Genomic DNA, 13,718 nt, shown 5'->3' on the forward strand with positions numbered 1-13,718 from the left:
TAGGAACATTGTGAAATTAGGAGGATATTATTTATGTTAGCAGTTAGTAATTTAAGTCTTCGCTTCGGCGATCGCAAGCTATTCGAAGATGTCAATATACAGTTCAATCCAGGCAATTGCTATGGATTAATTGGAGCGAACGGCGCTGGTAAATCAACATTTGTAAAAATTGTGTCAGGTGAACTTGAACCCCAAACAGGTAATGTTATTCTTGGGAAAGATGAGCGCTTAGCTGTCCTGAAGCAGAACCACTTCGAGTACGAAGAGTTCGTAGTGATGGATCTAGTCATCATGGGTCATAAAGAGCTATATGAAGTCATGAAAGAAAAAGACGCGATTTATATGAAAGAAGACTTCTCTGACGAAGATGGCATGCGTGCAGCTGAACTCGAAGGTGAATTCGCAGAGATGAACGGATGGGAAGCGGAATCTGAAGCTTCTGTACTTCTTCAAGGTCTTGGTGTTCCTGAAAGTATGCATCACGCGACGATGGCAGAGCTTGATGGGTCAAGCAAAGTAAAAGTATTGCTCGCACAAGCTTTGTTCGGCAAACCAGATGTACTACTACTAGATGAGCCGACAAACAACTTGGATCTTAAAGCAATCCAGTGGCTTGAAGAATTCTTGATCAACTTTGAAAACACTGTCGTAGTCGTTTCCCACGACCGTCATTTCTTGAATAAAGTATGTACACACATCGCCGATCTCGACTTTGGTAAAATCCAGATCTACGCGGGTAACTATGACTTCTGGTACGAATCAAGTCAATTAGCTTTGAAACTGTCACAAGAATCAAACAAGAAAAAAGAAGAAAAAGTAAAAGAATTACAAGCGTTTATCGCGCGTTTCAGTGCTAACGCATCGAAATCCAAACAAGCAACGTCTCGTAAAAAGACATTGGATAAAATCGAGTTGGATGATATCAAGCCTTCTTCACGCCGTTATCCATTCGTTAACTTTACAATAGGCCGCGAAATTGGTAACGATGTCTTGACGATCAAAGATGTCACAAAAACGGTTGATGGCAAAACATTTATTAAAGATGCGACCTTTACACTCAATAAAGATGATAAAGTCGTATTGATCGGTAACCCACTTGCAAAATCGGCTTTACTCGATATGTTAGCTGAAGAAACAGAGCCGGATACAGGAGTAATCAAATGGGGCGTGACGACAACTCGTGCCTACTTCCCTATGGATAACTCGAAGTATTTCGAAGGTTCCGAGCCGACATTAGTTGAATGGCTTCGTCAATACTCTCCTGAAGATGAAACGGAAACATTCTTGCGTGGATTCCTTGGACGTATGCTATTCTCAGGTGAAGAAGTAAAGAAAAAGCCGAACGTCTTATCAGGTGGAGAAAAAGTTCGCTGTATGTTATCGAAAATGATGCTGACAAGCGCAAACGTTCTTCTTCTAGACGAGCCAACAAACCACTTGGACTTGGAATCTATCCAAGCACTTAACAATGGTTTGATCGCGTTTAAGGGCGCTATGATCTTCACATCTCATGACCACCAGTTCATCCAAACAATTGCTAATCGTGTAATCGAAATCAATGATGATGGAACAATCTTTGATAAGATGATGACATATGATGAGTATTTGGAATGGAAAGGTCAGAAAGCTTAATAGGTAGTGGATATAGTGACTCCCCTAGAAGGTAAAACTTCTAGGGGAGTTTTTTGCACTTATACGAATACATGATAAATTTACATGATGTATAAAAGCCGTCGATTTGCTAGCGACATAAACTTGATTTGCTAAAACATTAGCCAGCACGACTTCACATATTATTGTCTCTTTTGCGAATAATTGTCTTGCAGTGCTCTCTTTAGTAATGAGATAGATCGATCAATCTCGAACTTTATAGTATCTTTATAAGCTTTCACTTTCTCCTTGTCCCCAATGCGGTAAATGTAAAGCGTCTGCATCTCCGTTCCTTGCTTATGGATTGGATGTCTGACGATTAAACCATCGTTGAGTAAATCATGAAGAGACTTGTATACTTCAGATTTAGTTGGACGATAACCTAGGTCTCTAAAATGATCTTGAAGGTCATCTAACATCTGTAAACCATACAAGTTCCCTTCTTCTGCCTTGTTGAGCATGTAGAGCTTCAAAAAAGCTCTTTGACGAATGACGAAAGTACTCTTCATTGCTCTTCCCCTCCTTGATTGCTGTACGTGCGTTATGCATAGTATACCAAATAATGAGATGCGAGTATTATTATAGCATATAGGGATTATTTGGAACCAGGTTTTGTTAGAACTATATAATATGTTCATAGATGGATTAATTTGGAGGTTAGTAAATTAGCCCTATAATTTGAGAGTCGATATCTCCATTTCTATCTTTAAAAATATTTATAAAATTATTTGTTCTTGCTAGAATTCGTTTGTCGAAAGAAATCTTTAGCTTAGAAATCGAATGAAATATTAAGAATATTTTAAGTGTTGTCCCACCCCAATAATTAAATTGAATCCTGAGCCGTTTACTCTGACCTATTTTTATACTCTACGAATAGATTCCACTATGAAGGGAATAACACAAAGTAAAAAGGAGGTTTTTCATTATGAAACGCAATTTATGGTTTCTAATGGCTGCACTGCTTCTCGTGCTCGCTGGATGCTCAAACAAGCCTACTACGTCGATGGATGGTAAGACTGACTCTTCAGAGACAAATCAAAAAGGAACGGACACTGACAAGTCAGAACAGCAAAATGGGAACGAGGATGCCAATTTAACCGACGTATCTCTCTTGGATTACTTTCTTCCTGACGGTTCCAGCGCGCATTATAAAGGTGTCGGTAATGAATTTGCTGAGCTAGACATCACTGTTGCACGACCTGCACAAGATTATGTCGTGATACACGAAAACAACGGGGGTGCATTCGTTCAAAAAGTATTTAAAGTGGATGGAGATGAAATTCAAGTATTGCAAGAGGAACATATCGAATTGGATGCTGGAGTCCCAACGACAGCTGAGCTAGAGTCCATGAATCCGGTCCGTACGTATTTGAAAGGTCCAATCGAAGTAGGGACAACATTTGATGACTGGAAAATTGTCGAGATGAATGCCTCAGTGGAAACGCCTTATCAGCAATTTGAAGATGCGGTCGTAATGGAGCAGGCTGGAAATGACTTTGTGAACAGGATCTATCTCGTGAAGGATTTCGGAGAAGTTAAACGTGAATCGGTGATGCCGATGGAAGGCGAAGAAGAATTTGTTGTCACGTCTAGCCTAGAAACAGTGACACAACCTTGATTTTTTGCAAACAAAAAGGCGCCACACTAGGCGCCTTTTTAAGTGGTTTAGATTTTAACAACGTTAGCTGCTTGTAGACCACGGTTACCTTCGACTACTTCAAATTCAACCTGCTGACCTTCGTCAAGAGATTTGAATCCTTCGCCTTGGATTGCTGAGAAGTGTACAAAGATGTCTTCTTCTCCGTCAACTTCGATAAAACCGAAGCCCTTTTCTGAGTTAAACCATTTCACTGTTCCTTGTTTCATTCGATTACCTCCAAAAAAATATAAATACTTTAATACACGAACCTTAACATACAAAAAAATTCACGTATTACAAAAGTTGCCGACGTCGCCGATCCCTTTTGTAATAGGTGAATCTCTTAGCATACGGTCGTTCGATTGATTTACTTACGTCTAGTATAACATACTGGGCTTCTTTGTCAATTGAATAAATACATTTTTACAGAATGTTCTTACGATATGTTTGGTTCTCCGTCTACTAACACAATGATGCCGTGATACAATTGCAAATCTCCCTCACAGCCTTCGCAATAGTGTTTTTCGGAAGTCGACCAAAATGCATGGAAGCAGCCTTTACGAACTTCATAATGCTCGAAATACGGTTTCATCTTCCCGATCACTTCTTTAATATATGATTCTGTGTCGATTATATTCGTAAATGTTTTGGATGAAACAGAGTAGTCTCTCCACTCTTCAAACATCCACCACGGCTCAAAGTCCGCCTTCATGTATACCACTTCATACATTCAGTAAGCACCCCTTTATCTCTCGCTATGCAGGAATGATATTCATTTTAGCAAATTCAACTCGCTTATCAAAGTAAATCGATTCATGTGGCGTAATATATGAGTTTTCGGCGGTTTTCGGCTATAATTGATATAGGCTCCAGTAACCTTACTATCTACACGATAAATGAAACCTTTTCGCTGTTAATCCGTAAGTATTATATAGAGTCAGAATGGAAGGCGGCCTGAACCATCATGAATAATATAAAAAATTTCTTCACACGACATGTAATTATGGCTTCGACTAGTTTCCTGACATGGGCTCTCCTAATAGGCGGTACAAGCATGAACTTTTTCATAAGCTCCGCGATCGGGATCGCACTGTATGCAGGAGGCAACGTAGGAATTAAAGAACTGCAGTTACGCTCCACACTAAAAAAATTCGGGATGGCGCGCTCTGAATATAAACATATTGAACAACAAGTGAATGAATCTAAACGGAAGCTAAAACAACTCGGAAGTATGTACGGACAAGTTCGTTCAATACAGGCATTCAGACAAGTATACGATATGTCTTCGATGGCTCGACGCATCATTAAGATCGTCCAGTCCAATCCAAGAAAGTTCTATCAAGTCGAAAGCTTTTTCTATGCTCATCTTGATTCTGTCGTTGAATTAACATCAAAGTACAGCCTACTCGTTAATCAACCATTAAAAGACCAAGATATCAAAGTCGCGTTACAACATACACGCGAAACATTATCCGATTTGAGCCTCGAAATGGAACGAGATCTACGCAACGCTGTATCAACTGATTTGGAACAGCTCCGTATGGAAATTGATTACGTCGATATTACACTCAAGAGAGACAAACCGTTGCTTGAATCGAAAGGAGAACACTCTAATGACAGATAAAAACGTACTACAAGAAAAATCAATGGATGACCTACTCGATAATCCATTTGATATGGATGCTAGCTTGCTTCCGAAAGAGATGGAAAATTCGCTGGCAGACACAGCAGCACCCGCTAAATTGATCGACCGATTAACACCTGAAGAACAAGACAAAGCAAGACAATTGGCTTCACAAATTCCTGTTGGTAATTATGAAGCTGTGATTTCTTACGGTGCGAATGCACAAAATGAACTATCCAACTTTTCACACAAAATGCTTGATCATGTACAAAGCAAAGACATCGGCCCTGTCGGTGAGGTACTGAATGAATTAATGGCTAAACTATCCGAAATTGATACAGACGATTTATCGGATAAAAAGAAATCAGGTCTTAGCCGTTTATTTAACAAGGCAACTCGCCCGATTAAAGAAATTATGACTAAATACGAAAAACTCGGCACACAAGTCGATAAAATAAGCGTTCAACTAGAACACTCCAAGCGCGGTTTAATGGATGACGTCCGTATGCTAGATAATTTGTATGAACAAAATAAAACCTACTTCCAAGCACTGAACGTTTACATCGCAGCTGCGGAATTAAAGATCGATGAAATCAATAGTACAATCATTCCTGAACTGCATAAAAAAGCACAGCAGTCAGACGATCAAATGATGGTCCAAGAAGTCAACGATATGGCACAATTTGTTGATCGTTTAGAAAAACGCCTATACGACTTGCAACTATCCCGTCAAATCACGATTCAAAGTGCTCCACAGATCCGCATGATCCAGCAAACGAACCAAACGTTGGCGGAGAAGATTCAGGCATCCATTATGACGGCGATTCCCCTATGGAAGAACCAGATTGCAATTGCTCTGACGCTAAACCGTCAACAAAAGGCTGTGGAGTCACAGAAGCTTGTCACGAAGACTACGAACGACTTGTTGCTTCGTAACTCCGAAATGTTGAAAGTGAATAGTATTGAAACCGCAAAAGAGAACGAAAAAGGTATTATTGAAATCGATACATTGAAGACGACACAGGAGAACTTGATCCAGACGATCGAAGAAACTTTGCTGATCCAAGCGGATGGCCGTGCGAAACGCAAAGCTGCTGAGAGCGAGATCGCTAAAATGGAACAAGACCTCAAAACACGTTTACTAGCTGTATATGAAGAGTCACAAAACCGTCCCTCGTAAGAGAGACGGTTTTTTTGTTGTGTAAGTTCAGTATATCGGTCTAGACCGATAGAGCGGTTGCGGGCATTGAGCGGTTACAGTCTACGATAGAGCGTTTAGTGTTATCGTATGAGCGGGTGCGGCACCTGATAGAGCGGTTGGCAGTGACTATAGAGCGAATTCGCTTGAACTATGAGCGCTTAGACGATTTAATGAGCGAAACCCGCATTGCCGTCCTCACCAGTTAATGACGTTTAAAACTTCAAACTACAACACTTCCCGCCCTACCAATCTCAAACATAAAAAAGACGATTCAATTAAGAATCGTCTCAAAAATCCCTACTATACTATCTATTCACCAATCAATCACTCAAAATACGTCTTATAATACCCGCCGACCTTGCCAGAATTATCTACTACAAAGATAAATTCTTCTGTCTCATTCTTTACTTCATATGACTTCCCTACTGTCAGCATATTACTAACCAAATACTTCGCTGCATCGGTATGCGTACACGTCACCGTCTTCAACGAAGGTTCATCCAACCATTGTAAAAATGACATACAATCTCTCCTTCCTTAAATAAAAACGACCCGCTGATTAGCGGGTCGCTTGATTTGAGTTAATTAAGAACCTAGTAGAAGGTCTTCAGGGTTTTCAAGCAACTCTTTAACCATCTTCAAGAATCCTACTGAATCTTTCCCATCAATTACACGGTGATCATAAGAAAGTGCAACATACATCATTGGGCGAATTTCGATATTGTCACCAACAGCTACTGGACGCTTCTGAATTGTATGCATACCTAAGATTCCTACTTGTGTACCGTTAAGGATTGGAGTAGACAATAGTGAACCGAATACCCCACCGTTTGTAATGGTGAATGAACCGCCTGTCATATCAGCCATTGTCAATTTGTTGTCGCGAGCTTTTTTCGCAAGTTCTCCGATAGATGCTTCGATTTCAGCAAAGCTCTTACGGTCTGCGTCTACTACGTTTGGAACAACTAGTCCGCCGTCAGTAGATACTGCGATACCGATATCGAAGTAGTTCTTCAATAGAATTTCATCGCCATCGATTTCAGCGTTAACATATGGATATTTCTTCAATGCTGCAACGACTGCTTTCGTGAAGAATGACATGAAGCCTAGACGTACATCGTTTTGCTCGAAGAACTGGTCTTTTTTGCGTGAACGAAGTTCCATCATTTTCGACATATCAATTTCATTGAATGTAGTCAACATTGCTGTAGATTGTCTTACTTCAAGCAAACGCTTAGCAATTGTTTGACGACGACGAGTCATTTTCTGACGTGTAATACGGCCGTCATCCTTTGCTTCTGCTTTAGTAGCTGGTGCTGCAGGAGCTTTAGGTGCTGGAGCGTTGTTGTGAGCAGATACGTCTTGTGCGCGTACGCGACCCATTGGATCAACAGGTGATACGTCTGCAAGATTAATACCTTTTTCACGAGCAAGCTTGCGTGCTGCTGGGCTTGCAATCGTGCGGTCTGAAGAAGATGTTTCTTCCGCTACAGCTGCTGCCGGAGCCGGAGTTTCTTCTTTTTGCGCTGGAGCAGGTGCTGCAGCTTCAGTTGCTTGTGGAGCTTGTTGTGCCGGTGCACCTGAACCTTCCCCTACAATCGCGATAACTTGGCCAACTTCAACTGTGTCGCCTTCTGCAGCCAATAGTTCAGACAAAACGCCTGCTTCTTCTGAGATGACTTCGACGTTTACTTTATCTGTTTCCAATTCAACGATGAATTCACCTTTATCCACGTTTTCACCGGGTTGTTTTAACCATTTTGCAATTGTACCTTCTGTAATTGATTCTGCTAGTTCAGGTACTCTGATCTCTGCCACAATAAATTCCTCCTCGTAGGTATACCGTTTTATTAACGGACAAGCTACTTTGTTTAAGTAGTTTTTAAATTTAATTGTAAAGCTTCCTTACTTGTTATATCACTTTTTTAAAGCTTCTTCAATGATGCGATTTTGTTCTTTTTTATGAGAAGCGCCGTCACCTTCAGAAGGACTTGAACGCTTAATACGTCCTACATACGAAATGTTCTTACCGTCAGCTAATTTTTCTAGGAATGGATAAGCAAATGACCATGTACCCATGTTCTTCGGCTCTTCCTGAACCCATACTAAATCTTTTACTTTCGGGTAACGTGCAACGATTTCTTTGATTTTGTCGGATGGGAATGGATATAGCTGCTCTACACGTACCACGTGCAAGTAGTCGAATCCTTCGCCGTCTTTAATCTTTTCAGCCAAGTCGATTGCCATCTTCCCGCTTGCAAACAAGATCTTTTTGACTTTTTCAGGCTTTTTCCCTGTGCCAGGTTGCTCGAGAACTGTCTTGAAGTGACCTTCCGTTAAGTCTTCAACATCCGCTCCAACTAGTGGGTGACGAAGTAAAGACTTAGGTGTAGCAATAACTAACGGACGTTCTGCTTCGCTGCCGAGAATTTTCGACTGACGACGCAATACGTGGAAGTAGTTTGCTGCGCTGGAGATATTCGCAACTGTCCAGTTGTTTTCCCCACAGAGTTGTAGGTAACGTTCAATACGTGAACTGGAGTGTTCTGGTCCTTGTCCTTCAAATGCGTGCGGCAACAATAGCACTAGGCCGGATTGCTGACCCCACTTCGAATAACTTGAAGATACGAACTGGTCGAACATAACTTGTGCCATGTTCGAGAAGTCACCGTATTGCGCTTCCCAGATCGACATCGTTTTGTCTTCTTCTAAGTTATAACCGAATTCATAACCTACGATTCCTGCTTCTGACAGTGGGCTGTTATACGCCACGAATGAAGCATTGGATCCGCTAATATGATGCAATGGAACAAGTTCTTCACCTGTTTTCTCATCATGCAATACTAAGTGACGCTGTGCAAATGTACCGCGCTGGATATCTTGTCCAGACATACGGATTGGTTTACCGTCTTGAATGATTGAACCGAATGCTAATTGCTCCGCATGTGCCCAGTCAATCTTCCCTTTACCTTTAAACGGCTCCAGGCGACGCTTCAAGATTTTATCCAATTTGTTGAAGACGGTGAATTCATCCGGGTAAGTCAATAGCTCTTCGTTCATTAGGCGAAGGCGATCTTCCGCTACCCCTGTTTCAAGGTCACGTGGAAGTCCAGCTTGTACCACTTCCGGCGTTGCGTTGGAAATTTCCGGTGCGTCTGCTGATTCTTCTTTTACGTGATCGTACGCTTGTTGCATAGTTGCGATCACGGACTTGTCCATTTCTTTCACTTCTTCGTCTGTCAAAAGGTTTTGCTCAACTAGACGCTGTCCGTAAAGTTCACGAACCGTTGGGTGTTTATGGATTTCGTGGTACATCACTGGATTTGTTACTAGTGGCTCATCCATTTCGTTGTGTCCGTAACGACGGTACCCAATCAAGTCGATCAGTACGTCTTTACCGAACGCCTGGCGATATTCAAATGCCAGTTTAGCAACAGCTAGTACTTCTTCTGGGTGATCTGCATTCACGTGGAATACAGGCACTTCATAGCCTTTTGCTGGATCGGATGCATAGTGTGTAGAACGGGAATCATAATATTCCGTCGTGAAGCCAATTGTGTTGTTGGCGATGACGTGAACCGATCCGCCTGTTCTGAAACCGCGAACGCGAGAATAGTTGAACGATTCAGGAACGATACCTTGTCCAGGGAACGCAGCATCACCGTGTACTAAGATCGCGTATGCTTTATTTGTATCTTGTTGTGGAATACCTGGGTTGTCCGTGTTTTCTTGTGCAGCACGAGTCTGACCAGTAATCACCGGGTTTACCACTTCTAGGTGAGACGGGTTGTACGCAAGGAAGCGATTCATCCCAGATTTACCTTTATGAAGAGCACCCATATGGTATTTCACGTCGCCGAACCAGCCGCGAGTTACTTCAAGAGATCCGTCTTTTGGCAAGAACGGTGAAGCAGGTACGCCTGCGAATTCTGCGAACATCATTTCGTATGGTTTGTTTAAGTTGTGCGTCAACACATTCAGACGTCCGCGGTGAGCCATGCCAATTAGCACTTTTTCCATTTGCGCATCTTCGGATAGACGCATTAATTCATCAATTAAGACGACTAATGTGTCTACACCTTCGATAGAGAAACGTTTCGCTCCAACGAATGTACGGTGAATGAATTTTTCAAAGCCTTCAATTTTCGTCAAACGCTCAAGAAGTTGTTTTTTCTCGTCTCCTTGCATTTTTGACTGTACGTCGCCGTTTTCAATTTTAGATTGAATCCAGTTACGCTCTGTTTCATCGATCAAGTGAGAGAATTCGTATGCAATGGAGCCTGTATAAAGAGACTTCAAATAATTCATTGCATCTAATCCGTTTTCAACTGTCGCTGGAACATTTTTCAAGAACAAAGTTGCTGGCAATCCGACCAGATCGCTTTCTGTCAATCCATGATATGACAGTTCAAGACGTGATGTATCTTTAGGTCGATCGTTTAATGGATAAATGTCTGCTGCAAGATGTCCATAAGAACGAATAGCTTCAAGTAAAGAATAAACGGCAAGAACTTTACGCAAATCCGTTTGGGAACCTTGCGCTATAACTGCCTCTTGACCTGACTCATCCATCTGAGGCGCACCAAAATTCCTGAATAGCTCTGCTAAATCAGGATCTACTGCATCTTGATCTGTTTTGAACAGATCGTACATTTCCATTACATACCCAAGGTTTGGACCCGAAAAATTAGCATACGGGGAACGATGGGAATCCACATTGTTCGACATGTAATATGACCTCCACATTTGCCAAATGGCTTGTTGTGTTTATTTTCACTACTTCTACATAATAATAGCACGCAAACCTTAGAACTGAAAGGGATTAATCCTAATATGCGTAGTTTTCTGCAAAGTTCTTGAAAATATATTAAATAATACTGAAAACTACGTCTCTTAGGCACTTCACGTACATTCTCATTTTTGGAACGACAAAATCAATTCTGCCATCTTTTCAGGTGTCTTCGGTTCTGTCGTCTTTTCAATATTCGACAGCAATCGAGCTTTTTCCTTCATGAGTCTATCAAATTGTTCTGTAACAGACTGCACTTCGAATTGTTCTTCTTCTATTTGTAATGCCAGCCCTTTGGAAGCAAAGTATTTCGCGTTCAATATTTGATCGCCCCGACTCTTTGACGCTGCAAGCGGAACGAGCAACATCGGCTTATGGATGGCAAGCAATTCGAAAATCGCATTCGACCCCGCACGCGAAATCGCATAATCAGCAGCCGCGAGCAGGTCGGGCAATTCATCAGTGACATATTCGTACTGCACGTACCCCGCCACTGAAAGACCTTCCACCACATTCCCTTTACCACATAAATGAATGATCTGATACTTCTTAAGTAAGTCGGGCAGTTCATTACGCACCGCTTCATTCAACACGGCAGAGCCTTGACTACCTCCCATAATAATAAATACCGGCTTTTCGGAATTCAAACCCGTTCTACGCAATCCTTCTTCTCGATCACCCATAAACAGCTCTGGACGAATAATCGGACCCGTACACATAGATTTCGCTGCCGGCACGTACTGCAACGTCTGTTCGAAGACCGTGAAAATTTGCGAAGAGAACGGCAATGCCAATTTATTCGCAAGACCAGGCGTAACGTCCGACTCGTGAACGACGACTGGCACGTTCGCAAGCTTAGCCGCCATCACAACAGGTACGGAAACGAATCCGCCTTTGGAAAAAATTATTTCCGGCTTTACTTTACGAAGAATAGCGAGCGCCTGTAATGTCCCAGCACCGACACGAAATGGATCCGTAAAATTCTTCATTGAGAAATAACGCCGTAACTTTCCACTTTGAATCGCATGATACACCACTTCCGGATGACCTTCCGCGATCAGTTCCTTTTCGATTCCTTCATGGGAACCAATATAATGCACACTGTATCCTTTACCCAAAAATACGGGAATTAACGCTTGGTTGACGGATACGTGTCCTGCTGTACCGCCACCTGTTAATACGACTACCGGTTGCTTCATTCTTTCCATCCTTCCCTATACGTTGCCTACTATATTTCATGCTACAATAGTCAAAACGAAAACATTAGTAGAGGAAATCAAAACTATGACTACTGCAACGAAACCTTTGCAACAAAAAACATCCATTTTCATTAAAATCATGATTCCCATTGTCATTACACAAGTCGCGCTTTATCTGATGTCGTTCTTCGATATTCTCATGACGGGACGCTATGACACGTTCCACTTAGCAGGCGTGACCATCGGCAGTTCCTTCTGGATACCAGTCTATACCGGTCTTTCCGGAATTCTGATGGGCCTGACTCCTATTATCGCACAGCAAATCGGTGCGAAGAATAAAAACGATGTCCGTCCTACTGTCCAGCAAGCATTATACGTATCTCTCGCTCTTTCAGCAATCATTTTCGTGCTGATCCACTTTGTCGTGTTACCTGCCATTACCAGAATGCCACTCGATGCGCCAGTTATAGAAGTAGCTTCCGCCTACTTGACTGGCATGAGTATTGGATTAGTTCCACTCATGGCCTATACCGTACTGCGTTCATTCTTTGACGCACTCGGTGCAACCCGTGTCTCGATGTTTATCATTCTGTTGTCCGCGCCAATCAATATTGCATTGAACTATCTATTAATTTTCGGTAACTTCGGGTTTCCAGAACTAGGGGGTGCCGGTGCAGGGTATGCATCTGGATTCACGTACTGGCTCGTATTCTTCATAGCGGTACTGATTGCTTGGTCGTCCCGCCACTTTAAGGAGTATACGCTGTTTAGTGGTTGGCAAAGAATCTCCTTCCGCAAATGGAAAGAAATTTTACTCATCGGCGTGCCGATCGGTCTATCTATTTTCGTTGAGACGAGTATCTTCTCCGTCGTGACGTTATTGATGAGTAGTTATACCGCACAAGTCATCTCGGCTCACCAGATCGCGCTTAATTTTACGTCACTCCTCTATATGGTGCCGTTAAGTGTGTCGATGGGGACGACGATACTAGTCGGTCAGTCCATTGGTGCCAATAAAACGAAAGACGCGCGGGAGTATACGTATCTCGGCATAGCGTTCGCAGTTATTTTCAGTTTCTTATCCATATTCATTTTACTGACGTTCCGTGAGTCGATTGCTTCTATATATACGACGGACACAGCGATTATTACACTGGCCGTACATTTCTTCATCTATGCTGCACTATTCCAGCTATCGGACGCGGTGCAAGCGCCGATCCAAGGTGCGTTGCGCGGCTATAAGGACGTGACAATGACGTTCTTAGTCGGCGTCGTGTCATTCTGGCTCATTGGGTTGCCAACGGGATTCGTTCTTGCCCGCTATACAGAGCTAGGCGCATACGGTTACTGGGTTGGTCTCATCGTTGGTCTATCGGTGGGTGCGGTGATTCTTTCGTTTAGGTTACGGTATATACAGAATAAGTACCGTGAAGTTGAATAATAGATATGTATGGGTCGATGGAGAATTTATTCCATCGACCTTTTTTGTAGTTGTGAGTTTCAATAGTGAATAACTGGTGAGAGTGGCGCGTGTTTCGCTCATAAATTCGTCTTAAGCGCTCATAGTTCATGCGTATCCGCTCTATCGTCACCGCCAACCGCTCTATCAACGTCTG

General features: G+C 42.3%; 12 protein-coding genes. 5 read left to right on the forward strand and 7 right to left on the reverse strand.

Annotated features, from left to right (window positions below; all coding sequences use genetic code 11):
• Positions 1-33: 33 nt before the first annotated feature.
• On the forward strand, positions 34-1,632 hold the full coding sequence (locus CSV74_RS05290) for an ABC-F family ATP-binding cassette domain-containing protein (RefSeq protein WP_029053824.1): 1,599 nt from the start codon (positions 34-36) through the stop codon (positions 1,630-1,632).
• 161 nt (positions 1,633-1,793) lie between these two features.
• Here CSV74_RS05290 and CSV74_RS05295 read toward each other — a convergent pair whose 3' ends face one another.
• Positions 1,794-2,159: a helix-turn-helix domain-containing protein gene (locus tag CSV74_RS05295; protein ID WP_029053825.1), complete on the reverse strand. Its 366-nt coding sequence runs from the start codon at positions 2,157-2,159 to the stop codon at positions 1,794-1,796.
• A 416-nt stretch (positions 2,160-2,575) separates the two neighbouring features.
• Between CSV74_RS05295 and CSV74_RS05300 the strand changes: the two genes are divergently transcribed.
• Positions 2,576-3,268 (forward strand): hypothetical protein, encoded by a 693-nt coding sequence (locus CSV74_RS05300; RefSeq protein ID WP_029053826.1) that lies wholly within the window; start codon positions 2,576-2,578, stop codon positions 3,266-3,268.
• Between the two features lie 47 nt (positions 3,269-3,315).
• Here CSV74_RS05300 and CSV74_RS05305 read toward each other — a convergent pair whose 3' ends face one another.
• Both CSV74_RS05305 and CSV74_RS05310 read right to left on the reverse strand, forming a co-directional pair.
• Positions 3,316-3,516, reverse strand: a complete 201-nt coding sequence (locus CSV74_RS05305) for a cold-shock protein (RefSeq protein ID WP_029053827.1) — start codon at positions 3,514-3,516, stop codon at positions 3,316-3,318.
• 209 nt (positions 3,517-3,725) lie between these two features.
• On the reverse strand, positions 3,726-4,019 hold the full coding sequence (locus tag CSV74_RS05310; protein ID WP_099690850.1) for a DUF1033 family protein: 294 nt from the start codon (positions 4,017-4,019) through the stop codon (positions 3,726-3,728).
• A 324-nt stretch (positions 4,020-4,343) separates the two neighbouring features.
• Between CSV74_RS05310 and CSV74_RS05315 the strand changes: the two genes are divergently transcribed.
• Positions 4,344-4,913, forward strand: coding sequence for a 5-bromo-4-chloroindolyl phosphate hydrolysis family protein (locus CSV74_RS05315; RefSeq protein ID WP_232321227.1), 570 nt, complete (start codon positions 4,344-4,346; stop codon positions 4,911-4,913).
• On the forward strand, positions 4,840-6,093 hold the full coding sequence (locus CSV74_RS05320; protein ID WP_369823690.1) for a toxic anion resistance protein: 1,254 nt from the start codon (positions 4,840-4,842) through the stop codon (positions 6,091-6,093). Before CSV74_RS05315 ends, CSV74_RS05320 begins: the two co-directional genes overlap by 74 nt.
• A 345-nt stretch (positions 6,094-6,438) precedes the next feature.
• On the opposite strand, the gene CSV74_RS05325 is transcribed toward CSV74_RS05320, so the two are convergent.
• The 4 genes from CSV74_RS05325 to CSV74_RS05340 form a co-directional block, all read right to left on the reverse strand.
• Positions 6,439-6,636: a DUF6501 family protein gene (locus tag CSV74_RS05325; RefSeq protein ID WP_029053831.1), complete on the reverse strand. Its 198-nt coding sequence runs from the start codon at positions 6,634-6,636 to the stop codon at positions 6,439-6,441.
• A gap of 63 nt (positions 6,637-6,699) precedes the next feature.
• Positions 6,700-7,932 carry a 2-oxoglutarate dehydrogenase complex dihydrolipoyllysine-residue succinyltransferase gene (gene odhB, locus CSV74_RS05330; protein ID WP_099690853.1) on the reverse strand — a complete coding sequence of 411 codons (1,233 nt, stop codon included), beginning with the start codon at positions 7,930-7,932 and terminating at the stop codon, positions 6,700-6,702.
• A 99-nt stretch (positions 7,933-8,031) separates the two neighbouring features.
• Positions 8,032-10,842, reverse strand: coding sequence for a 2-oxoglutarate dehydrogenase E1 component (locus tag CSV74_RS05335; RefSeq protein ID WP_099690854.1), 2,811 nt, complete (start codon positions 10,840-10,842; stop codon positions 8,032-8,034).
• A gap of 186 nt (positions 10,843-11,028) precedes the next feature.
• The gene (locus CSV74_RS05340; RefSeq protein WP_099690855.1) at positions 11,029-12,102 is read right to left on the reverse strand and encodes an undecaprenyldiphospho-muramoylpentapeptide beta-N-acetylglucosaminyltransferase; all 1,074 of its coding nucleotides are present in this window, start codon (positions 12,100-12,102) and stop codon (positions 11,029-11,031) included.
• An 85-nt stretch (positions 12,103-12,187) separates the two neighbouring features.
• Between CSV74_RS05340 and CSV74_RS05345 the strand changes: the two genes are divergently transcribed.
• Entirely contained in the window at positions 12,188-13,543 is a 1,356-nt protein-coding gene (locus CSV74_RS05345) for an MATE family efflux transporter (RefSeq protein WP_099690856.1), read from the forward strand.
• Positions 13,544-13,718 lie beyond the last annotated feature (175 nt).

The organism is Sporosarcina sp. P19 (genome assembly GCF_002743165.1).
In the GTDB taxonomy this organism is placed as follows: Bacteria; Bacillota; Bacilli; order Bacillales_A; family Planococcaceae; genus Sporosarcina; species Sporosarcina ureae.